General features: G+C 68.2%; 25 protein-coding genes. 13 read left to right on the forward strand and 12 right to left on the reverse strand.

Annotated elements, in window-relative coordinates; genetic code table 11:
• The first annotated feature begins 91 nt into the window (after nucleotides 1–91).
• Genes ON43_RS34040 through ON43_RS34050 form a run of 3 tightly spaced genes read left to right on the forward strand, consistent with a single transcriptional unit; the run spans nucleotide 92 to nucleotide 2,131 of the window.
• Nucleotides 92–1,021 carry an ABC transporter ATP-binding protein gene (locus tag ON43_RS34040; RefSeq protein ID WP_051179605.1) on the forward strand — a complete coding sequence of 310 codons (930 nt, stop codon included), beginning with the start codon at nucleotides 92–94 and terminating at the stop codon, nucleotides 1,019–1,021.
• Entirely contained in the window at nucleotides 1,018–1,899 is an 882-nt protein-coding gene (locus ON43_RS34045) for an ABC transporter permease (RefSeq protein ID WP_245568862.1), read from the forward strand. The genes ON43_RS34040 and ON43_RS34045 overlap by 4 nt, the downstream gene beginning before the upstream one ends.
• A complete protein-coding gene (locus ON43_RS34050; protein ID WP_444543748.1) occupies nucleotides 1,889–2,131 on the forward strand; it encodes a helix-turn-helix transcriptional regulator in 243 nt (80 codons plus the stop codon). The genes ON43_RS34045 and ON43_RS34050 overlap by 11 nt, the downstream gene beginning before the upstream one ends.
• Here ON43_RS34050 and ON43_RS34055 read toward each other — a convergent pair.
• Nucleotides 2,128–3,003: an NAD(P)-dependent oxidoreductase gene (locus ON43_RS34055; protein WP_040814155.1), complete on the reverse strand. Its 876-nt coding sequence runs from the start codon at nucleotides 3,001–3,003 to the stop codon at nucleotides 2,128–2,130. The two genes, ON43_RS34050 and ON43_RS34055, sit on opposite strands and share 4 nt — an antisense overlap.
• A gap of 137 nt (nucleotides 3,004–3,140) precedes the next feature.
• Between ON43_RS34055 and ON43_RS34060 the strand changes: the two genes are divergently transcribed.
• The gene (locus tag ON43_RS34060) at nucleotides 3,141–3,497 is read left to right on the forward strand and encodes a winged helix-turn-helix transcriptional regulator (protein ID WP_040814157.1); all 357 of its coding nucleotides are present in this window, start codon (nucleotides 3,141–3,143) and stop codon (nucleotides 3,495–3,497) included.
• A gap of 1 nt (nucleotide 3,498) precedes the next feature.
• Here the strand turns inward: ON43_RS34060 and ON43_RS34065 are convergent, their stop codons facing one another.
• From ON43_RS34065 to ON43_RS34090, 6 genes are all read right to left on the reverse strand, one after another.
• Nucleotides 3,499–4,200 (reverse strand): ABC transporter ATP-binding protein, encoded by a 702-nt coding sequence (locus ON43_RS34065; RefSeq protein WP_040814159.1) that lies wholly within the window; start codon nucleotides 4,198–4,200, stop codon nucleotides 3,499–3,501.
• Entirely contained in the window at nucleotides 4,197–4,955 is a 759-nt protein-coding gene (locus tag ON43_RS34070) for an ABC transporter ATP-binding protein (protein WP_040814161.1), read from the reverse strand. Before ON43_RS34070 ends, ON43_RS34065 begins: the two co-directional genes overlap by 4 nt.
• Nucleotides 4,952–5,938 (reverse strand): branched-chain amino acid ABC transporter permease, encoded by a 987-nt coding sequence (locus ON43_RS34075; RefSeq protein ID WP_051179606.1) that lies wholly within the window; start codon nucleotides 5,936–5,938, stop codon nucleotides 4,952–4,954. Before ON43_RS34075 ends, ON43_RS34070 begins: the two co-directional genes overlap by 4 nt.
• Entirely contained in the window at nucleotides 5,935–6,819 is an 885-nt protein-coding gene (locus tag ON43_RS34080) for a branched-chain amino acid ABC transporter permease (RefSeq protein WP_040814163.1), read from the reverse strand. Before ON43_RS34080 ends, ON43_RS34075 begins: the two co-directional genes overlap by 4 nt.
• Before the next feature lie 2 nt (nucleotides 6,820–6,821).
• The gene (locus tag ON43_RS34085; RefSeq protein ID WP_157514278.1) at nucleotides 6,822–8,081 is read right to left on the reverse strand and encodes an amino acid ABC transporter substrate-binding protein; all 1,260 of its coding nucleotides are present in this window, start codon (nucleotides 8,079–8,081) and stop codon (nucleotides 6,822–6,824) included.
• Between the two features lie 164 nt (nucleotides 8,082–8,245).
• Nucleotides 8,246–9,361, reverse strand: a complete 1,116-nt coding sequence (locus ON43_RS34090) for a glycerate kinase (RefSeq protein WP_040814166.1) — start codon at nucleotides 9,359–9,361, stop codon at nucleotides 8,246–8,248.
• 98 nt (nucleotides 9,362–9,459) lie between these two features.
• On the opposite strand from ON43_RS34090, the gene ON43_RS34095 reads away from it, so the two are divergent.
• Entirely contained in the window at nucleotides 9,460–9,783 is a 324-nt protein-coding gene (locus ON43_RS34095) for a GNAT family N-acetyltransferase (protein WP_040814168.1), read from the forward strand.
• A 25-nt stretch (nucleotides 9,784–9,808) separates the two neighbouring features.
• On the opposite strand, the gene ON43_RS34100 is transcribed toward ON43_RS34095, so the two are convergent.
• Entirely contained in the window at nucleotides 9,809–10,570 is a 762-nt protein-coding gene (locus ON43_RS34100) for a lysophospholipid acyltransferase family protein (RefSeq protein WP_040814170.1), read from the reverse strand.
• Nucleotides 10,571–10,704: 134 nt separating this feature from the next.
• Between ON43_RS34100 and ON43_RS34105 the strand changes: the two genes are divergently transcribed.
• Genes ON43_RS34105 through ON43_RS34115 form a run of 3 tightly spaced genes read left to right on the forward strand, consistent with a single transcriptional unit; the run spans nucleotide 10,705 to nucleotide 12,593 of the window.
• Nucleotides 10,705–11,319 (forward strand): YqgE/AlgH family protein, encoded by a 615-nt coding sequence (locus ON43_RS34105; RefSeq protein ID WP_040814172.1) that lies wholly within the window; start codon nucleotides 10,705–10,707, stop codon nucleotides 11,317–11,319.
• 42 nt (nucleotides 11,320–11,361) lie between these two features.
• Nucleotides 11,362–11,868, forward strand: a complete 507-nt coding sequence (locus tag ON43_RS34110) for a sigma-70 family RNA polymerase sigma factor (protein WP_040814174.1) — start codon at nucleotides 11,362–11,364, stop codon at nucleotides 11,866–11,868.
• On the forward strand, nucleotides 11,865–12,593 hold the full coding sequence (locus tag ON43_RS34115) for a zf-HC2 domain-containing protein (protein ID WP_040814176.1): 729 nt from the start codon (nucleotides 11,865–11,867) through the stop codon (nucleotides 12,591–12,593). Before ON43_RS34110 ends, ON43_RS34115 begins: the two co-directional genes overlap by 4 nt.
• A 6-nt stretch (nucleotides 12,594–12,599) precedes the next feature.
• Here ON43_RS34115 and ON43_RS34120 read toward each other — a convergent pair whose 3' ends face one another.
• From ON43_RS34120 to ON43_RS34130, 3 genes are all read right to left on the reverse strand, one after another.
• Nucleotides 12,600–13,370, reverse strand: a complete 771-nt coding sequence (locus ON43_RS34120; protein ID WP_040814178.1) for an ABC transporter permease — start codon at nucleotides 13,368–13,370, stop codon at nucleotides 12,600–12,602.
• Complete coding sequence (locus tag ON43_RS34125; RefSeq protein ID WP_040814180.1) at nucleotides 13,367–14,323, reverse strand: ATP-binding cassette domain-containing protein; 957 nt, start codon at nucleotides 14,321–14,323, stop codon at nucleotides 13,367–13,369. The genes ON43_RS34120 and ON43_RS34125 overlap by 4 nt, the downstream gene beginning before the upstream one ends.
• 141 nt (nucleotides 14,324–14,464) lie before the next feature.
• A complete protein-coding gene (locus ON43_RS34130) occupies nucleotides 14,465–14,980 on the reverse strand; it encodes an EXLDI protein (protein ID WP_040814182.1) in 516 nt (171 codons plus the stop codon).
• Nucleotides 14,981–15,117: 137 nt separating this feature from the next.
• Here ON43_RS34130 and ON43_RS34135 point away from each other — a divergent pair, with 137 nt between their 5' ends.
• The 4 genes from ON43_RS34135 to ON43_RS34150 are packed head-to-tail and all read left to right on the forward strand — an operon-like array spanning nucleotide 15,118 to nucleotide 19,665.
• Entirely contained in the window at nucleotides 15,118–16,821 is a 1,704-nt protein-coding gene (locus tag ON43_RS34135) for a thiamine pyrophosphate-binding protein (RefSeq protein ID WP_040814184.1), read from the forward strand.
• A 3-nt stretch (nucleotides 16,822–16,824) separates the two neighbouring features.
• Nucleotides 16,825–17,484: a DUF8713 domain-containing protein gene (locus ON43_RS34140; protein WP_040814186.1), complete on the forward strand. Its 660-nt coding sequence runs from the start codon at nucleotides 16,825–16,827 to the stop codon at nucleotides 17,482–17,484.
• 10 nt (nucleotides 17,485–17,494) lie between these two features.
• Nucleotides 17,495–18,535 carry a 3-oxoacyl-ACP synthase III family protein gene (locus ON43_RS34145; RefSeq protein ID WP_051179607.1) on the forward strand — a complete coding sequence of 347 codons (1,041 nt, stop codon included), beginning with the start codon at nucleotides 17,495–17,497 and terminating at the stop codon, nucleotides 18,533–18,535.
• Nucleotides 18,532–19,665, forward strand: coding sequence for an aminotransferase class I/II-fold pyridoxal phosphate-dependent enzyme (locus ON43_RS34150; protein WP_083913913.1), 1,134 nt, complete (start codon nucleotides 18,532–18,534; stop codon nucleotides 19,663–19,665). Before ON43_RS34145 ends, ON43_RS34150 begins: the two co-directional genes overlap by 4 nt.
• Here ON43_RS34150 and ON43_RS34155 read toward each other — a convergent pair.
• A complete protein-coding gene (locus ON43_RS34155) occupies nucleotides 19,613–20,587 on the reverse strand; it encodes a bile acid:sodium symporter family protein (RefSeq protein WP_040814229.1) in 975 nt (324 codons plus the stop codon). The two genes, ON43_RS34150 and ON43_RS34155, sit on opposite strands and share 53 nt — an antisense overlap.
• A 105-nt stretch (nucleotides 20,588–20,692) precedes the next feature.
• Between ON43_RS34155 and ON43_RS45855 the strand changes: the two genes are divergently transcribed.
• Nucleotides 20,693–21,622, forward strand: a complete 930-nt coding sequence (locus ON43_RS45855; protein ID WP_040814231.1) for a TIGR04222 domain-containing membrane protein — start codon at nucleotides 20,693–20,695, stop codon at nucleotides 21,620–21,622.
• Nucleotides 21,623–21,740 lie beyond the last annotated feature (118 nt).

Raw genomic sequence — 21,740 nt, forward strand, 5'->3', positions numbered from 1 at the left:
CACTGCGCACCGGGCCGAATTAATAGCTTGAGGCCGTCAGTATGTAGTAGGTATGCTACATACGATCCGGTTTCTACTACGGAGGGGAATCATGACGGTCGGCGAGGGCGTCGTTCTCGACGTCGAGAACCTGCGCATGCGCTACGGCACCCGCGATGTCCTGCAGGACGTCTCGTTCCAGGCCCACCGCGGCGAGGTGGTGGCGCTGCTCGGCCCCAACGGCGCGGGCAAGACCACCACCATCGAGATCCTCGAGGGCTTCCGCATGCGGTCGGCGGGCCGGGTCGAGGTGCTGGGCGCGGACCCGGCGCACGGGGACGAGGCGTGGCGGGCCCGGCTGGGTGTGGTGCTGCAGTCCTGGCGCGACCACGGCAAGTGGCGGGTGCGCGAACTGCTGGACTACCTGGGCATGTTCTACGCGCCCTACTCCACCGCGAGCATCCAACGGCCCTGGGACACCGACGAACTCATCGCCGCGGTCGGCCTCACCGAGCACGCCGACGCCAAGGTGATGACCCTCTCCGGCGGTCAGCGCCGCCGACTGGACGTGGCCATCGGCATTGTCGGCCGCCCCGAGCTGCTGTTCCTGGACGAGCCGACCGCGGGTTTCGATCCGCAGGCCCGCCGCGAATTCCACGATCTGGTGCACCGGCTCGCCGATGACGACCACACCACCATCCTGCTCACTACCCACGACCTCGACGAGGCCGAGAAGCTGGCCGACCGCATTCTCATCCTGGCGGGCGGCCGCATCATCGCCGACGGTTCGGCCGATCAGCTCTCGCGCCGCATCGCCGGTGAGGCCGAGATCAAGTGGACCCGTGACGATCAGCGCTTCGTGCACACCACCACCGAGTCCACCAAGTTCGTCTACGAGTTGTTCCAGCAGTTCGGCGAGTCGGTTCAGGAGCTCGAGGTGCGCCGCGCCTCGCTCGAGGACACCTATATGACCCTGGTGCAGCGGTTCGAATCCGGCCGGGGCGATACCGAATTGCGCACCCTGGAGGAGGTCGGCCGATGACAGCGCTCACGAATTCCACCGCGCGCGTGAATCCCACGGTGATCGCGGTGCGGGCCGGTTTCAAGCGGGGTCGCATCGAGCTGATCCAGACCCTCACCAACGGGATGGACGTCTTCTCGCAGTTCTTCTGGCCGGTGGCCACCATGGTCGCGGTGTTCTTCATGCGGCACGGCGATTTCCAGGGCACCGGGCTGGCGCTGGGCGCGCTGGCGCTGCCCAGTGTGCTCGGCATGATCGTGGCGTTCACCGGCATGTTCGGGGTGGCGCAGGGCCTGGCGATGGACCGCGAGGACGGAACCCTGTTGCGCGCCAAGGCGACTCCCAACGGCATGCTGGGCTATCTGATCGGCAAGGTGGTCGCGGTCTCGGGGACCACGCTGGTCCAGGTGGTGCTGATCCTGGGCTTCGGGCTGATCGCCATCGGCGGCGTGAGCCTGGACAGCGTCGGGGCGTGGGCCACCCTGATCGGGATCCTGGTGCTCGGGCTGCTGGCCTGTCTGCCGCTGGGCGCGGTCATCGGCTCGGCGTTCGACAGCCCGCGCAGCATCGGCTTCGTGTCGTTCCCCATCATGGGTCTGGTGGCGATCTCCGGAATCTTCTACCCGATCACCGGCCTGCCGGGCTGGCTGCAGGCGGTGGCGCAGGTGTTCCCCATCTACTGGCTGGGTCTGGGCATGCGCTCGGCCATGCTGCCCGACAGCGCGGCGACGGTGGAGCTGAGCCATTCGTGGCGGCACCTGGAAACCGTCGCGGTGCTCGGGGCGTGGGCGGTGCTGGGCTTCGTACTGGCCCCGATCGTGTTGCGCCGCATGGCCCGCCGCGAATCCGGGGCGGCGGTGGCGGCCCGCCGCGAGAGGGCCATGCAGCGTGCCTACTAACAGCGAGCTCATCTACAACCGGATCGCGATGCTGCGCGCCGAGCGCGGCATCTCGCGCCGGGAGCTGGCCGAGGCGCTGGGCGTGCACTATCAGACGGTCGGGTATCTGGAGCGCGGGGAATACAGCCCGAGCCTGCACCTGGCGCTGCGGCTCGCGCAATATTTCGAGGTGTCGGTGGAGACCATCTTCTCCACCGCGCCCTTCCCTCGTATCGGTTCCGAGACCGCCTAGGCGACCGCGCCCTTCAGCACCCGGTAGACCGGCACCGGCTCGCCCGCGGCTTCGGAGGCGGCAATCGCCTTGCGCCACAGCGCCTGTGCCGCGTGCGCCAGCGAGGCGTCGACCCCGGCGTCCTCGCTCGCCTCGATGACGTGCTGGGCTCCGGCGTCCATCATGCGCAGATTGGACACATCGCCCCAGCCGCCCGCCTGCGCGGCGGCGGCGAACCCGGTCATGAAGCTCTCGTACGGAGCCTGGGAGCGCAGGGCGTAGGGCAGGAAGTGGTCGATCTCGTTGCCGGAGTTGGTGATCAGCGCGAACGCCTGGTCCAGGGCGAGCATCCACGGATGGAAGATGGTGAGCAGGGCCTGGTAGTAGACCTGAGCCAGCCCGTCGTCGGCGCCCAGGTACTCCTGCGGGCTGAGCGGGCGCAGCAGCTCGGCGTGGGCATCGAAGACCTCACGCGGTCCGCTGTAGAAGATGTACGAGGCCGGATGCTCGATATCGTCGGAGACGGTCATGCAGCCGCCGGACAGGAATTGCGCGCCATGGGATCGCACCCAGGCCGCGCCCGCGCGGGTGCGTTCGGGCGAATCCGAGGACAGGTTGAGCACCGCCTTGCCCGCCAGCCGGTCCGCGACCGGCCCGAGCACGTCGTACATGGCCGCGTAGTGGGTGAGGCTGAGGACGATCGCGTCATTGGCGGCGACGGCCTCGGCCACGGTCTCGGCCTTCTTCGCTCCGAGCTCGGCCATGGCGTCGGCCTTCTCGGGGCTGCGGTTCCATACCGTCACCTCGACCCCGGCCTTCAGGAACGACTTGACCATCGCGCGCCCCATCGGGCCCAGGCCGATGACGGTGACCGATTTCGGCTGATCGGACATGGTGTATCCCTTCGATTTCAGTGGTTCGGAAGCAGCGCGCTGATATCGATGGTGGCCGCGGTCGGTAGCCTCGGGAAGACCGCACGTTCGCGTGGGGTTGCTTACCTGGAGGTTCGAAATCTGGTCAGGAGGGCGCGATGACTACCGAGCGTGACGCGGATAACACCGTGTGCGGCATGTCCATTGCCATCGACGTGGTCGGCGGCAAGTGGAAGATGCACCTGATGTGGGTGCTGGCCGAGGGGCCGCAGCGCTTCGGGCAGATCCGCCGCCTGCTGACCGGGGTGAGCGAGAAAGTGCTGGCCGAGAACCTGCGGCAAATGGAGGCCAGCGGGGTGGTGCACCGGGAGATCTATCCGGAAATCCCGCCGCGCGTGGAGTATTCGCTCACCGAGCTGGGCTGGGATCTCAGCGCGGCGCTGCGCCCGCTGGAGGAGTGGGGCGACCGCAATCGCGACCGGGTGCTCGGCCCGGCGCTCACCCCGGCGGGCTGATTCAGCCCATCCCCAGGTAGGCGTCCTGGACCCGCCGATCCGCGCGCAGTTCGGCGGTGGTCCCGGCCAGCACCATCGCCCCGGTCTCCAATACCGCGCCCCGGGCCGCGACCGACAGCGCCGCCTCGACATCCTGCTCGACCAGCAGCACCGCGGTCCCGGCCGCGGCGATGTCGGGCAGCCGCCCCAGGATCTCGTCCACCACCAGCGGGGCCAGGCCCAGCGACAGCTCGTCGATCATGATCAGGCGCGGATCGCTCATCAAACCCCGTGCGATGGCGCACATCTGCTGTTCACCGCCCGACAGCGTGCCCGCGGTCTGATCGAGTCGCTCGGCCAGGCGGGGGAACAGGCTCAGCACCCGGTCCAGATCCGCGTGCCGCACCGACCAGCCGCCCAGCCGCAGATTGTCGCGCACGGAGAGCCCGGCGAACAGGCGACGGCCCTCCGGCACGTGCACCAGACCGCGGCGGACCAGCTTCTCGGCCGCGACACCGGTGATCTCCTTGCCCGCGAACCGAATTCGACCCGCCGACGGCCGGATCAGGCCCGACACCGCACGCAGTAGCGTGGTCTTGCCCGCCCCGTTCGGCCCGAGCAGGGCCACGATCTCCCCTTCGGCGACAGTCAGATTCACTCCGTGCAGCACCGGGGTGCGGCCGTATCCACAGGACAGCTCCCGCACTTCCAGCAGCGTGCTCATGACGTTTCCTCCGCGCTCTCCCGCTTGGCGTAGCGGGTGCCGAGGTAGGCCGCGATCACCCGGTCGTCCCCGAGCACGGACTGCGGTGTGCCCCGCATCAGCAGTTGCCCGTGATGCAGAACCGCCAGTTCGTCGCTGATGGCGGTGATCGCCCGGATGACGTGCTCCACCGCGACGACGGTGACGCCCTGCGACGGCAATTCCCTGATCAGCGCGATCATCTCCTGGATCTCGCCCGCCCGCAGACCCGCCATCACCTCGTCCAGCATCAGCAGTCGCGGCTCGGCGACCAGCGCCCGGGCCAGTTCGAGGCGGCGGGCATCGCCGACCGACAGCGCGGAGGGATCGGCCGCGGCGAAGCGCGTCAGGCCGATGCGCTCCAGCATGGCGTCGGCGGCGGCGAAGGCCTCGCGCTTGTGCCGCCGCTCACGCGCGTACATGGCCGATACCGCGATGTTCTCGCGGACCGTCATGCCGCGAAACGGCTTGACTATCTGGAAGGTTCGCGACACCCCGGCGTGCGCGATGCGCCACGGCTTCGCACCGGTGACGTCCACCCCGCCGACCAGGACGCGGCCCGCGGTCGGCCGCAGGTGCCCGGTGACCAGATTGATCAGCGTGCTCTTGCCCGCGCCATTGGGGCCGATCACCCCGAGCACGGTGCCCTCGGCGACGCTCAGCGAGACATCGTCCAGCGCCGCGAGCGCGCCGAATCGCCGTGTCAGTCCCTGGATTTCGAGTGCGGGCGCGTTCACAGCCGATACGTCCGAACCGTGTCGAGCAGCGAAACCCGCCGCTGGGTGACGGCATCCCGCACGAAATTCACCAACCCCATCGGGAACAGCAGCACCGCCACGATGATCACCGCGCCCAGCACGAAGATGTGCTCCTGCGGATAGTGGTCACGCAGGTATTCCGAAACGAATTGCAGGCCAATGGCTCCCAGCGCCGGGCCGATGACGGTGCCCGCACCGCCCAGCACCACCATCACGATCATGAGCACCGTGATGTCCACGTCGAACATCCGCTGCGGGAAGATCGTCACCTGCTGGAACACGTAGGCCGCGCCGACCGCGCCGGTGAGCGTTGCCGAGACGACCAGGGCGGTCACCTTGCTGATGGTGGTGTTGATCCCGGCCGCCGCGGCGGCGTCCTCGTCCTGGTGCAACGCGCGCAGGCCGTAGCCGAATCGGCTGTGCGACACCAGCGCCCCGGTCAGCACCGCCACCGCGGCCAGCGCCAGGAACAGCAGATAGAAGCCGTCGTTGCCGAGCCACGGCGTGCCCCGCCCGGCCACCGTCGGCACCGTGATGCCGGTGCCGCCGCCGGTCAATCCACCCAGATTGGTGACCACCTCGCGCATGCCCTCGGCGGTGCCGAGCGTGGCGATGGCGAAATAGTGGCCGCGCAGGCGCAGCAACGGGAATCCGATGAGCGCCGCGAAGAGCGCGCAGCCGAGCGCGGATACCGGCAGTGCGGCCCAGAAACTCCAGTGCGCCTTGGCCATCAGCACCGCCGTCGTGTAGCCGCCGATGCCGAAGAACCCGACCTGCCCGAAGCAGGCGTAGCCGGTGAGCCCGCCGATGATGTTCCAGGCCTGCGCCAGGGCGACGAACATGAGCACCGAGGTGACCACCCGCTCCTGGCCGGTGTACAGCTGGGTTTGCAGTCCGAGTGCGGCGATCAGAGCAACGATTCCCAGTGCCGCCCAGCCGATTACGCGCCGGCGGTCGCTCATGCTTCCACCCGCGCCTCGTAGTACGCCTTGCCCACCAGCCCGGCCGGGCGCACCGCCAGCACCAATACCAGTGCGGCGAAGGCGAAGACGTTCATCCAGGTGCCGCCGACGAAGTGCCCGGCCCAGGCCTGTACCACGCCCAGCAGCAGCCCGCCCACCAGCGCGCCGTACATATTGCCCAGCCCGCCCAGCACCGCGACCACGAAGCTGAGCAGCGTGTAGGTCGGCGCGGCCGGGGGACTGAAGAATCCGATCATCCCGACCAGAGCGCCTGCGGCACCGGCCAATCCGGCCGCCAGGCCCGCGGTGAGCGCATAGGTGTGGCGGGCGTTGACGCCCATCAGCCGCGCGGCGGTGCGGTCCATGCCGGTGGCCAGAATGGCGATACCGGTGCGGGTGTAGCGGGTGAACGCCACCAGACCGGCGGTGGCCAGCAGCGCGATGCCGAAGGCGATCAGCCGCCCGTAGGGCACCTGCACGTCACCCAGCGCCAGCGACCGCCCGGCGTACGCGGTGGGGATCGCGCGATAGTCGCCGCTGAACAGCAGCACCATCCCCTGCACGAACACCAGTTGCAGCCCGAAGGTCAGCAACAGGGTCAGGAAGATCGGCGCGTTGACGATCTGATTGACCAGAATCCGTTGCACCGCATAGCCGATCGCGAACAGTGTCACCCCCGCGATGGGCGCGGCCAGCAGCGGATCCAGCCCGAGGGTGGAGTTCAGCTCCCACGCCGCGTACGCACCCATCACCACATAGGACCCGTGGGTGAGGTTGACGACGTTCATCACGCCCCACACCAGCGAGAATCCCACCGCGATCATGGCGAGCAGCCCGCCCTGCAGCAGTCCCCAGATCGTCGCCTGCAGGAATCCGTCCACCGCTACCGCCGCGCGGGCCAGACGAGGGTGCCCGAGGCCTGATCCTTGGGCCAGACCGGGACCACCTTGCCGCCCTGGATCTGGATCACCGACATCGGCTTGACCACGTTCTCACCGACGTCGTTGAACTTCAGCGGACCGAAGAACGACTGGGAGTCCAAGGCCGCCAAGGCATCCCGCACCTTGTCCGGTTCGGTGGAGCCCGCCTTCTGCACCGCCAGCACCATGGCCAGGCAGGCCGCCGAGGCCTCGGCATTGTGATACTGCGGGGTGCGGTCCGCGCCGAACTTGGCGCGGAAGGCGTCGACATACTCCTTGGCCGAACCGAAGATCGGATCGCTGCCGCCGATGGCGGAGGTCCACTGGCTCGACGAGAGCACACCTTCGGCCTTGTCCCCCAACGTCTTCACGAAGTCCGGCGTCGGCGGGGCAACGGTCTCACCGAACCCGGAGGCGGGCGTGATGCCCAGCTCGGCGCTCTGCTGAATGATCGCGATACCCTCGGCCAGGTGCACCGAGCCGATGATCAGGTCCGGGGCCGGTCCCTTGATCGCGGTCAGCGCGGCGCTGACATCGGTGGTGCCATTGGGGAATTCCTGCCGCGGCAGCACCTGCCAGCCCAGCTTGCGGGCGGCGTCCTCGCCGCCGGCGGCGACGGTCTTGGAGAAGCCGTCGTCGGCGGAGAGGAACACCACGGACTTGGGCTTCGGATTGGCCAGCTCGTCAATGGCTTTCACAATCGATTCGGCGTACTTGCTGGCGGGCGAGAGCACCGCGAAGGTCCGCTTGTAGCCGTGGGTGAACAGCTTGTCGTCCGCGCCCGCGGAATCCGCCATCACCTGGCCGTTGCGCTCCACCACCGGCATGGCCGCGCCGGTGGCGGCGGTGCCGTAGGGCCCGAGCAGCAGCTTCACACCGCGATCGTTGAAGCGGTCCACGATCTGACCGGCGGTGTCGGGAACCGAAGTGTCGTCCTGATATTCGATCTCGAGCTTCAGCTTCTTGTCGCCGACCGACACCCCACCCTTGGCATTGACCCGGTCGATGCACAGGTCGTAGCCCTCGCGGGTGAGCACACCCTCGCGCACGGTCGTACCCGACAGTGACAGTGACGCACCGAGTTTCAGCGTATCGCCGGTCTGGGCGGTGTTCTCCGCCCCCTTGGAGCCGCAGCCCGCGGCCACCAGCACCACGATTCCCGCCAAACCGACGGTGCGGGACAGGCCTCGCATACCGCCCCGAAAGCCCTTGATCGATCCCACGTCCACTACTCACTTCCGATCCGTGCCGCCGCCGCGACCGGGCACGCCTCCCCGCGTACCTGAAGACCATAGGTCCCCGGGACGCAGTCCGTCCCGTGATCGCGCAAGGCCACCCAACAGGTCGCCGATTGCCGCCGGATTGGCAGTGAATAAGCGTGTGACCGCTAGTTTTCGGCTATTCGCGCGCCGATCCGCTCCAGCAACGCGGCGGCATCCGCCATGCTGCGGGCCGGATCGGGCTCCAGTTCGGACAGTGCGTACGCCCCGGCAAATCCGGCCGCGCGCACCTGCTCCGGAGTGAGCACGATACGGCCCGCCACCGCGACCACCGGCACCCCGGCCGCGCGCGCCGCGTCCAGCACGCCGAGCGGCGCCTTGCCGGACAGGCTCTGCTCGTCGAGCGACCCCTCACCGGTGATCACCAGATCGGCCTCGGCCACCTGGCCCTGGAAATCGATGAGGTCGAGGACGAGTTCGATCCCGGACCGCATGCGCGCGCCCAGCGCCGCCAGCGCCCCGAATCCGGTGCCGCCCGCCGCCCCGGCACCCGGCTTGTCGGCCCATTCGGGACCGAGGACCGCGGCCCAATTCTTCAGTGCCGCTTCGAGAATGGCGACCTGCTCGGGATCCGCGCCCTTCTGCGGCCCGTAGATCGCGGCCGCGCCGTTGGCGCCCAGCAACGGGTTGTCCACATCGCTGGCCAGCGTCAGCTTCGCATCGGCCAGGCCCGGATGCAGATCGTCCCGCTCCACGCGTACGGCGCGCGCGAGTGCCGCACCGCCGCAGGGCAATTCGTTCCCGTCCACATCGAGGATGCGCAGGCCCAGCGCCTGCAGCAGGCCCGCGCCACCGTCGGTCGACGCGCTGCCGCCGAGCCCGAGCACGATATCGCGCGCGCCCCGGTCCAGGGCGTCCCCGATCACGTCGCCCACGCCGTAAGTACTGGCATGCAGCGGATCAACCTGTCCGCCAGGGAGTTTGGTGATCCCACTGACCGCCGCCAGCTCCACCACCGCGGTCGCCCCGCGCACCGCGTAGGACGTCGTCACCGGCGCGAGCGTCGGCCCGTAGCTCTCGACCTCGACCCGCTCCCAGCCCGCCGCCACGAACGCGTCCACGGTCCCGTCCCCGCCGTCGGCCACCGGCAGCCGCCGCCCCACGGTCTCGGGTGCGGCCCGGGTGATCCCCGCTGCCAGCGCGTCCGCCACCTGTGCGGCGGTGAGGGAGCCCTTGAATTTGTCCGGGGCGAGCAATATCCGGCGCGGCCGTGGGTTCGTCATCCATACATTCTGATCAATGGTGTGGGAAGCGACACGCCCGGAGCCACCCTTCCCGCAATCGGACAAATTGCCGGTGCGCGCGCACTAACGTCGAACCCATGTCGAGTGAGTCGATCGAGGTCCGCAAGAACGCCGCACTGGATCGGTTCGAGCTGTATGTGGACGGCTACCTCGCCGGTGTCGCGGCCTACCAGGACACCGCCAATGAGCGTGCCTTCGTGCACACCGAGATCTATCCCCAGCACGAGGGCCTGGGGTACGGGCGCAAGCTCGTGCAGGGCGCGCTGGACCAGACCAGGGACGAGGGCTACGGCATCCTGCCGCTGTGCCCGATGGTGCACCACTTCGTCGAATCCCGGCCCGACTACCTGGCTTTGGTGCCGCAGTGGTCGAGAGAGCGGCTGAACCTGCCCCAGGGCTGAATCGTTTCTGCCGCAGTGGGCCCGATCAGTACGCCTTGACCGCCCCGTCCAGCGCGACCTGCAGTTCGTCGCGCACCACCCGCGTGATCTCAGCGGGTTTGGTGGGCAGTTCCGCCACCGGAACACCGAAGTAGAAGCTGGCCGAATGCGCCTCTTCCTTGGTGGGCTCCACCCGGGGATCCGGGCGCGGCCCATAACTCAAGCCCAGACTCACCAGCACCGGCTCCGCCCCGAGCTTCTTGGCCCGGAAGGCGATGTGCCCGATACCCGTTCCGACCTGCTGCACCTGGGTGGGGTCGACGTCATTGCAGGTGCCTTCGGGGAACACCGCCACCCCGTCCCCGCGCGCCATGCGCTCGGCGCAGATGTCGATCATGCGCTGCCCGGCCGCGTTCACCGCCCGCAGCCCGTGGTCCTTGCCGCGGAAGACCGGGATGCCGCCCATCATGTCGATGCGCTCACGCAGCTTGGGTTCGAGGAACAATTCGTCCTTGGCCAGCACCCGGGTGCGCCCGATGACCGGCCGCAGGGCACTGCGCCAGGCCGCGGCGGCGACCGTGTAGGGATCGAGTTGCGAGAGGTGGTTGACCGCGATGAGCAGCGGCCGTCCCTGGGAGATGAACTCGCGCAGCCGTTCCCGCGCGCCCGGCGCGTAGTCCACCCGAGGCCGGTAGCGACGCCCCAGCAGCCAGTAGGCCGCCCGTGCCTTCAACAGATTCTGCTGGTGATCACGATAGAAGTCGTAGACGGCATCGCTGTTCTCGAGGAGCACCTCGGGACGTTCCATAAGGTCACCCTAGCTACCAACCGCAAGGTATGCGGGACAAGTTTTTCGGGGCCCGCACAGTCCCGCTACGGCACAAATGGGTAACCAGCAAATTAAGCAACGCAATTACCCTGTCTCAGTGCGATGATGGCGGAGTGGCACGCGCAGACGAACACGGTGACCGTTCTCGACGCGAATTCCGGCACGAGGACCAGGTAGTTCGCCCTGGCACTTTGCTGGTGTCCGCAACCGATCTCGTAGAGCCGTCCTTCCGACGTTCGGTGGTCTACATTCTCGAGCACAATGACGGCGGCACCTGGGGCGTCGTGCTCAACAAACCCAGTGAGACCGCGCTGCACGATGTGCTCCCCAACTGGACCGAACTGGCCGCCGGGCCGCGCGCGCTCTATATCGGCGGCCCCGTGAAACGCGATGCGGCGCTGTGCCTGGCCACGGTCAAGGTGGGCGCGTCCATCGCCGGGCTGCCCGGCGTGCGCCGGGTGGACGGCCGGGTCGCCCTGGTGGATCTGGATTCCGATCCCGATCAGATCGAGGGTCTGGTCGAGGGCATCCGGGTCTTCGCGGGCTACGCCGGGTGGACCTTCGGCCAGCTGGAGGGCGAACTCGACCGCGGCGACTGGATCGTGCTCTCCGCCTTGCCCACCGACCCATTAGCGGGTCGCGGCGACCTGTGGGCCCACGTCCTGCGCCGCCAGCCCCTCCCCCTCTCCCTGCTGGCCACGCACCCGATCGAGCTCGAACGCAACTGAACCGTCGGGCCGTCTGTGTCGTGAACGATGCGGAGGTGAGCGATGCCGGAGGACCAGGCCGCGCTGCTCCGCGCGCTTTACGAGGAGCACGCGGCGGCATTGTGGCGCTACACCTATGGTCTCGTCGGGGATCCAGGGCGGGCCGAGGACATCGTGCAGGAGACCTTGCTGCGCGCGTGGCAGCGGCCCAATGTGCTGGATCAGTCGACGAGCTCGGCGCGGGCGTGGCTGTTCACGGTCGCCCGTAACCTTGCGGTGGACGAGCATCGCAGCGCGCGCAGCCGGCGCGAGTTCCGCACCGATCATCCGCCCGAGGTGCCCGAACCGGATAAGACCGATAGGGCGCTGGACGGCTGGCTGGTCGCCGACGCGCTGGCGCGGCTGAGCGTCGATCACCGCGACGTGATCGTCCGTGCCTACTACCGGGGACTGTCCACTCATCAGATCTCCGATGAGCTGGACATTCCGGAGGGCACGGTCAAGTCCCGGATGCACTACGGCATGCGGGCATTGCGATTGGTGCTGCAGGAGATGGGGGTGACGAGATGACCGAGGGCCATGAGCTGTGCGATGGCTACACCACCTGGGATGGCGCGTACGTGCTCGGCGCTCTCGCCCGGGACGACCGCCGCGAGTACGAGGAGCATCTGTCCGGATGCGACGCGTGCCGCACGGCCGTGGGGAAACTGGCCGGGCTGCCCGGCCTGCTGGCGCTGGTGGACCCGGACACCGCGCTTTCGGTTGCGGCGCAGGAGGATCCGCCCGCCAGTGTGCCGCCGCCGCCCGAGCGGCTGCTGCCGACGCTGGCCGGGCAGGCCGCCAAGCGGCGGCGCCGGGGGCGATGGTGGACGATCGGCGGACCGGTGGCGGCGGCCGCCGCGGCGGTCCTGATCGCCGTCCCGGTGACGGCCACGGTCGCCCGCGACAATGGCCCCGCGGTGGTGCAGCAGGTGGTGGCGCAGGGTCCGCTGAAGCCGCAGACCGACACCCCGATCCAGGCCACCTTCAAGGTGATCACCATCGACGGCCAGACCCGCGTCGACATGTGGTGCCAGTACCCGCCGGCCACCGACAAGGACGACGAGCTGTACGTGTGGACGCTGTCGCTGTGGGTGACCCGCGACGACGGCGTGCAGTCCAAGCTCGCCGAGTGGACGGTGCGGCCCGGACAGACGCTGACTCCGGACGGCACCACATCGGTGTCGCCGGAGCAGCTGAAGACGGTCGAGATCCGCAATATGTCGGGCAAGGTGCTGCTGGCGGCCGGGATCTGACCGGAGCTATCGGGTCTTGCGACGGAAAGTCGTTGTGGACCAGAAGTATCCGGCCAGGCCGATCGCCACGCACCAGCCGATGGCCAGAATCCCGTTGTGCCCGATCGGCTCGCCCATGAGCAGCCCGCGCAGGGTCTCGGTGATGGGGGTGAACGGCTGGTATTCGGCGAACTGCTTCACACCCGCCGGCATGGTGTCGGTGGGCACCAGGCCGCTGCCCAGGAAGGGCAGGAACAGGATCGGCGTCGGCATATTGGACGCGCTCTCCGGCGTCTGCGCGATCAGGCCGAAGCCGACGCCCAGCCAGTTCAGCGAGAACACGGTCAGGGCGATGAGGCCGAAGGCGGCCAGCCATTCCACCGGATTGGCGTTCGGCCGGAAGCCGATGGCCAGGGCGGTCAGCGTCATGGCGGTCACGCCCAGCATGCCCTGGATCAGGGTGCCCACCACCTGCCCGGTCAGCACCGAGGCGTGCGAGAAGTGCATGGTGCGAAAGCGATTGATGATGCCCTTGGTCATATCGGTGGCCATGCCGACCGCGACGCCCGCGACCATGTAGGCCGGGATGATGAGCATCATGCCGGGCGTCAGATAGTCGATGTACTTGCCGCCGGTCGCGGACTTCAGCGCGCCGCCGAACACGTAGTTGAACAGCAGCAGCAGGAACACCGGCATGATGATCAGGGCGAAGCTCATGCCCGGATACCGCTTGGCGTGCACCAGATTCCGGCGCAGCATGGTTTTCGAATCGGCGAACGATGTGGTCATGGTGCTCATCGCTGGGTCTCCTTCACGGAAACGTGGCCACCGGTCAGGGCCAGGAAGACGTCGTCGAGGTCGGGGGTGTGCACGGACAGGCCCGACGGTTCCACCCGGGCCGAGTCGAGGCGGTCGATCACCTCGCGCACCGAGCGCACCGCGCCGTCGCTCGGAATGGCGAGCGTGAAGTCGCCGTTGATCCGCGCGGCGTCGCCGAAAAGCCTTGCGGCGGATTCGAGTCCGTCGCGATCACCGAAGTCCAGGCGGATGTAGCCGCCGGGCACCAGGCGCTTGAGCTGATCCGCGGTGCCCTCGGCGACCAGCCGCCCCTGATGCAGCACGGCGATCCGGTCGGCCAGCTGATCGGCTTCTTCCAGGTACTGCGTGGTCAGGAAGATGGTGACGCCCCGCGCGGTCAGCTGCCGGATCACGTCCCACATGGCGCGGCGGCTGCGCGGATCCAGGCCCACGGTGGGCTCGTCGAGGAAGATGATGCGCGGATCGCCGACCAGGGTCATGGCCAGATCCAGGCGGCGGGTCATGCCGCCGGAGTAGCTGGAGGCGACCTTGTCGGCGGCCTCCTCCAGATCGAAGGTGGCCAGCAGATCCGCTGCGAGCCTGCGGCTTTCACCGCGCGGCAGATGGTGCAGGTCGCCCATGAGCAGCAGGTTCTCGCGACCGGTGAGCAGTTCGTCGACGGCCGAGAACTGGCCGGTGACACCGATGATCGAACGCACGCCATCGGGTTGGGTGCCGGGATCGTAACCGCCGACCGAGATTTCGCCGCCGTCGGCGCGCTTCAGGGTGGACAGGATCTCGACCGTGGTGGTCTTGCCCGCGCCGTTGGGGCCGAGCAGCGAGAAGACGCTGCCCTGCGGGACGGTGAAGTCGATGCGGTCGAGCACGATGTGCTCGCCGAAGGATTTGCACAGGCCGGTGACCGCGATGGCCGCCGTATCGGGGTTGTTCATGGGTCCCCTCTCAATCATCAATAGGTAGGCATGAATGCATGCGTCATCCAGGCCGTGACCGCCGAGGCATGCGGTCAAGGTGGTTCGGTCCAGCTATTCAGTTGTGCTACAGGGTTTTTGGATCAGATCCGGTATGCGGGATCAGATATCGAGGTCCTCCACCTGCGGGTGCTGGGTGGCATCCACGACGCGGGCGTAGAGATTGTCGGGGATCTTGCCCTTCAGGTCGTCGATGGTGTCGAAGACCTCGAGGGTGAAGTCGCCCCAATCCTGTTCTCCCAGACCGAGAAAGCGACGCCACTGCCGCCAGTCCTTGAGAACGTTGGTGTCGGTCGGGAAGTCCGACCAGTTGGAGAAGTGGCTGTGCACCGCATACGCGCCTTTGCGGGTGCGGTACACCCGGATGTCCTCGATGCGCTCGTTGGCCATCTGGTGCCAGTGCGTGAGCAGTGAACCGGAGAACCGGACCTGCCGGACCCCGTCCTTGCCCACCTTGAGGACCACCTCTTCGTAGCCCTGCTGGCGGCCCTCCTCGAGCTCGATGAAGCGCCGCAGCGCCGTCACGATCGCGCCCGACAGATTTCCCCCCACCAGCTCCTGCGCACGCTGAAACAGCTTCAGGTCATCATCGGATACGTAGATCGTCTTGTTCGGCATGACCTAACTATACGTAGATGTATACGTAGAGAGCAAGACCTGTCGCGAAAAGCGGAGATTGAACCGCTGACGACTCGCATTCGTATCCGGATTGAGGGTATTCGGGCACCGGTGGAGATCACCGAAAGGAAGCGCCCATGCACAACGGGACACGCGTCGTAGATCACCTGGTCAAGGCGGTTTCGGCGCTGGGCGTCCGGCATATCTTCGGTGTCGGCGGAGCCAATATCGAAGATCTGTACGACGCGGCCTTCGATCACCGGGACCTGGTCACCGCGGTGGTCGCCAAGCACGAGTTCGCCGCCGCCACCATGGCCGACGGGTACGCCCGCTCCACCTCCGGACTCGGCGTCGTGTGCGCCACCTCCGGCGGCGGTGCGGTGAATCTGGTGGCCGGGCTGGCCGAGGCGTACGCCTCCCGGGTGCCCGTGCTGGCCCTGATCGGGCAGCCGCCGACGGTTCTGGAGGGCAAGGGCGCGTTCCAGGACTCGAGCGGGCAGGCCGGTTCCTTCGACGCGGTCGCGCTGTTCACGCCGATCTCGCACTACTGTGCGCGCGTCGAGGCGGCCGCCGACCTGCCCGCTCACCTCACCCACGCGATAACCGCGGCCCGGAGGGGTGGGCCCGCGATTCTCCTGTTGCCCAAGGATGTTCAGCAGGCCGATCTGGTCGCACCCGACTTCGTGCCGCCCTCGCACGCGTATCGGCGGGAGATCGACAGCCTGTGGCGGGTGCTGGACATCGTGCGCGGCGCCCGCGCCACCGGCAAGATCGTGATCATCGCCGGGGACCAGGTGGCCCGCGACGACGCCCGCGGACAACTCGCCCGCTTCGCCGCCGCCGTGGACGCGGCCGTCGGAGTCGCGCCGGACGCCAAAGACGTTTACCACCATGCGGATCCGGGCTTCTGCGGCGTATCCGGGAGCATGGGCAATCCGGAGCTGCTGGATGCGCTGCACGGCGCGGCACTGTGCCTGCTCATCGGCACCCGCATGCCGGTCACGGCGCGGGCCGGGATGGAGGACGCGCTCGCCGGGGTGCCGCTGGCCAGTATCGGCGCGATGCCGCCCTTTCTGCCCGGCCGGCACGCGCACAGCAATGATCTGGCCCGGTCTCTCGCCGAACTGATCGGCGAATTGGATATCGGCACAGCCGATTCCGGCGCTTCGATCATTCCGCTGCGAGCGAGCGCACCGCACGAGCCCGCGCTGACCCCGCTGCCGGTGCCGCCGTCGGACGGCCCGGGACTGCGCTACCGGGAGGTGGTCGAGACCCTCAATGAGGTCCTGCCCGAGGGCTCGGACGTCTTCGCCGACGCGGGCAATACCGGCGCGGCCGTGGTGCATCACCTGCGGCTGCCCCGTGACGGCCGCTTCACCGTCGCGCTCGGCATGGGCGGGATGGGTTACGCGTTCGGGGCCGGGATCGGGTCCGCGTTCGCCCGGCACCGCCGTCCCGACGGCGGGCTGCGCCGGACCTACGTGATCGCCGGCGACGGCGCTTTCTTCATGCACGGCATGGAAATTCACACCGCCGTCGAGTACGCCCTGCCCATAACCTTCGTGGTGTTCAACAACAACGCGCACGCCATGTGCATCACCAGAGAGCAGCTCTACTACGGAGATCGCTACAGCTTCAACCGATTTCGTCCCGCGTATCCGGGCGCGGGCATGGCCGCCATGTTCCCGGATCTGTGCACCCACGCACCGGAGTCCCTCGCCGAGTTCGCCGCCGCGCTGCGGCACTGCGCCGCCCGCCCGGGGCCCTCGTTCGTCAGCGTCGACTGTGACCCCGACGAAATCCCGCCGTTCACACCGTTCCTGACGCCACCCAGGAGGTAACCCGTGACCACCAGCGCCCTGCCTGCCCTCAGCGACATCCCCGACGCCGTCATCCCCGGCGTGCTGCGCATCGAGAATTCCGATCGCGACGCCACCACCCCGATCATCCTGGACATGCTGCGATCGGTGTATCCGCACGACCAGATCTTCGGCGACTACTGCCCGGTCCAGGGCTATATCGACGCCCCGCCGCGGGACCTGTACGAGTATCTCGCCGACACCCGGTGCCTGGAGGAGTGGACCTACAGCCTGCGCGGCTTCACCGAGACCGAGGAGCCGGGCCTGTGGGAGTCCTACGACCGGCTGGGTGACAGCACCAAGATCTACACCCGCACCGTCGCCAATCCCGAGGCCATGACCGTGGACTACCACTGCGCCTGGGATCAGAGCGAGCACCTGTGGATGATCTATCTGATGCGGGTGGTCGACGCCCAGGTGGTGTTCGACAAGCCGGGATCGGTTGTGCTGTGGACGAATTGCCACCACCCGTTCTACGACAAGAACCCCTACAAGGACACCGCGCCGGACAAGCGCAAGGTCTGGGTGGGCGATTTCTGGGAGATGTTCTCCGCCGGGCACCAATTGGAGCTCGACAACCTCAAGGCCATCGCCGAATATCGCGCGTCGCACGGCCTACCTGTCAAACCGGCTTGGATGGAATGAGTTGTAGGCCATGGACTTCACCGAACCCACCTTGCGGACGCCGCCTGTCAGCCTGGTCGACGTTGCCAGTTATCTACCGGGCGAGCCGGTCCCCACCGAATACTTCACCCAGTTCTCGCGCTCGGACCGGATGGCCAAGAACGTCATGTTCCGCGCGCCCAAGGGCCGCCACCACGTGGCCCGCGACGAGACCGCGGTCGACATGATCGAGCGCGCCACCGCACCGCTCATCGATCGCCATGGCGGACAGGCGATCTCGGAGATCGACGTGCTGCTCACCCACACCCAGCTGCCCGACAACCCGGTGCTGGGCGCGGGGCCGGAGGTGGCGCGGCGGCTGGATATGAAGCCGCGCTACGTCTTCGACATCCACAACGGCGGGTGCGCGGCCTTCGTCCACATGATGTGGATGGCCCGCATGATCCTGCAGACCACCGACGCGCGCACCGCGCTCATCGCCTGCGCCCAGAACTGCGCGGGACCGGTGTTCACCCAGTCCGATATTCGCGGTCTCGCTCAGGCCCCGGTCCCCGGCGACGGCTGCGGTGTCGGGCTGCTGGTGAAGAACAACTCCGCGCCCATCCTCGATATCGAATGCCGGACCTATCCGGAGTTCGCCGGGGACATGGAATTCAGCACCAATGGCGAGCGCAAGTACTGGGAGCCCGGCGAGGGCCAGGGCTGCGTGACCTTCACCGAATCCAAGGTGGCCAAGGTGATGACGCGCGGCAACCGGCTGGTGCCGGAGGTGGCGCAGGTGGTGTGCAAACGCATCGGGGTGAAGTCCCGCGATATCGACACCTTCGTGACCAACCAGCCCAACCGGCTGTTCCTGCGCAACTGGAACGAGGCCATGGAGCTGCCGCCCGAGCGGCATCCCGACACCTTCGACAGCTGCGGAAACCTCTTCGCCGCGGGCATTCCGGTCACCCTCGACACCGAGAACCGGGCCGGGCGGCTGCGCAATGGATCGGTGGTGCTGATGGCGGCGTTCGCGCACGCCGGGGACTTCGCTGGGGCGGCGGCCGTACGCTGGGGAGCCGCGCGATGACCCGCGAGGTCGCACCGGTGTCCTGGCCCACCGGATTGCGCGGCACCGATCACGGCGTGGCGGCCGTCCGATACGACCTGAGCCTCAGCGAAAACCCGTTTCCGCCATTGCCTTCCGTGCTCGCCGCACTGGAGGACTGCATCGACCGGGCGAACCGGTATCCGGAATTCCTGCCCCGGCGGCTGCCCTCGGTGATCGCCGACCATCTCGGGGTGGGCCCCGAGCAGGTGGTGGTGGGTTCCGGCGCGACCGGGGTGGCCATGCAGATCATGCAGACCCTGCCCCGCGCCGGGGACGGATTCCTCTACGCCGCACCGACATTCGACGGATACCCGATCATGGCCGATATGGTCGGGCTGCGGTCGGTGGCGGTGCCGCTGGATCCGCACGGCCGCCAGGACCTGTGGGGCATGGCGCGTGCGGTGGACGAGCACACCGGGCTGATCGCGATCTGCCGTCCGCACAATCCGACCGGAACCGTGGTCCCGGCCAGCGAATTGAAGGCGTTCCTGTATTCGATTCCGGACCGGGTGCCGGTGGTGCTGGACGAGGCGTACGTCGAATTCCTCGGCGCGACAGATACTCTCGACGCTCGCGAGCTCATCGCCCGCCACCCCAATGTGCTGGTGCTGCGCACCTTCTCCAAGGCGTACGGGCTGGCCGGGCTGCGCATCGGCTACGCCTTCGGAGCGCCGGACCTGGTGCGCCGGGTGCGCCGGCTGCAGCTGCCGTTCGGGGTGCCCGCCACCGCGGTCGCCGCGGTGCGCGCCTCCTACGCGGCGGAAGCCGAACTGGGCGAACGGATTCTGCGCATCACCACCGAGCGCGAACTGCTGCGCGCCGAGCTGCGCCGCGGCGGCATCCGGGTGCCGCGCTCGAGCGCCAACTTCCTGTATCTGCCCGGCCGCGATATCGCGCCCGCGCTGGCGCTGGCCGGGATCGTGGCCAAGCGCTATCCGGACGGCAGCGCCCGCATCGCCGTCGGCGACCCGACCGCCGACCGGGCCGTCCTGCACGCGCTGGCCGCGCGCCCCTCGGCGGGCGGGCGCTCACTGCGGCGCGAGGACAGCCGGCTGCTCACGCTGACGGCGCGGTACGAGCCCAGCGTTGCGCGAGGGCGGCGCAGGTGATCAGCTGAATCTGGTGGAACATCATGAGCGGCAACACGATCAGTCCCACCGGATGACCCGCGAACAGCACCGTCGCCATGGGTAGACCGGTGGCCAGGCTCTTCTTGGAACCGCAGAACACCACCACGATCCGGTCGGCGCGATCGAAACCCACCGCCTCCCCGAGGAAGCCGGTTGCCATCAGCACGATGGCCAGCAGCGCGCAGCACACCAGCGCCAGCCCCAGAATCCGCCACGGCGACATGGCATGCCAGATGCCCTCGACCATGCCCGCGCTGAAGGCGCTGTAGACCACCAGCAGGATGGATCCGCGATCCACCAGCTTGGTCGGCTCGGCGTAGCGGGACAGGAAGCCCTTCACCTTGGGCCGGATCAGCTGGCCGAGGAAGAACGGCACCAGCAGCTGCAGCACGATGTCCACCACCGCGGACGGATCGACCTTCGCCTGGCCGGTGGTGTTCATGAGCAGGATGACCAGCGCGGGAGTCAGGAAGACACCCAGCAGGTTCGACACCGTGGCGCTCACGATCGCGCCCGCCACATTGCCCTTGGCGATGGAGGTGAAGGCGATCGAGGACTGCACCGTGGACGGCACCAGGCACAGGAACAGCACGCCGGTGTAGAGGTCGCTGGTCAGCACGTGCGGCACCAGCACCCGCGCGGCCAGGCCGAGCACCGGGAAGAGTACGAAGGTGCAGGCCAGCACCGTCAGATGCAGCCGCCAGTGCTTCAGGCCCGCGATCGCCTCCTGCGGGGCCAGGCGCGCGCCGTAGAGCAGGAACAGAAACGCGATGGCTATCTTCGTCAGCCAGCTCACGACATGCGCCGCGTCGCCCTTGGCCGGAAGGATGCTGGCCAGGACGACCATCGCAAGGATCGACAGGATGAACCCGTCTATGTAGAACTTGCTGAGAAATCGCACCAAAACAGGCTAAACACCCCATTTTCTTGGGATTACACAGCATCGGTACGAGCGCGATACTGGAGTCGCTCGGCAAGCAAGACGAATCCTGTGGGGGGAATCGCCATGGTCCTTCGGACCGTCGCGGCTGCGGCCGCATCAGATACCTGGGGCATTTCGGGCCCGGACTTCATTCGCTTCTATGTGATCGCCGGGGCGATCGCGGTGGCGTACGGATTGGCATGGCGCGTGGGTGTGCAAGGCTGGCCGCGACCACCGCGGGCGCCCGCGGAGTCGTTGCGGCCCAGCGAGATCGCGATGCTGGTCGACTATCGGCGACCGGTGGAGGCAGCCCTGGCGCAATTGCGCGGCCACGAGTTGATCGACGTCCGGGGCAAACCGGTCGGCGCCTCCGCCGAGATCGGGCAGCACGACCTGGATCCGCTCTCCGAAGCGCTCTACGCCCACCTGGGCAAGCGCACGAAACGCACCCTGACCCGCATGATCGACGGGACCCTCCGGCCCTGCCGGACCCTGCGCGAGGATCTCATCGCACGCGGCTACCTGTTCGGTCGCACGCGGCGGAACATCCTGTGGGCGGGCCTGATTCCGCTCGCGGCGCTCATCCTGCTCGGCGTCGTCCGGCTGATCGCGGGACTGTCGGCTCAACATCCGGTCGGGTACCTGTTCATCGCCCTGATCGTGCTGATCGCTCTCACCGGGGCGCTGGCCTACCCGCCGCGCCTGACCCTGCGCGGCCGTTCGGCGCTCACCCGGGCCCGGGTGCGCAATCGCCACCTGCGGCCCGCCAATTCCCCCGCCTATTCCGCGTACGGGCCCGATAGCGCGGCCCTCGCCGTCGCGCTCTTCGGCACGTCGGTCCTGTGGGCCTTCGACCCGGCTCTCGCCGGCGCCGTCGAGCCGGCCCATGTCTGGACCGGATTGAGCAGCGGGTACAGCGGCAGCTCGTGCAGCAGCGGCGGCGGCAGTGGTGGCGGTGGCGGATGTGGAGGCGGCGGTGGTGGCTGCGGGGGCGGTGGCGGCTGCGGCGGCTGATTCCCGATAACGGAATTCGCGCGCGGCCGCGATACTGGTGGTGATCGACAGTTTCGACGACTCCCGAGGTGGAATCGCCATGGTCCCTTGGACCGCCGCGGCCGCGAATCCGGCCGCC

It is taken from the genome of Nocardia concava NBRC 100430, assembly GCF_000308815.1.
Lineage (GTDB): Bacteria > Actinomycetota > Actinomycetes > Mycobacteriales > Mycobacteriaceae > Nocardia > Nocardia concava.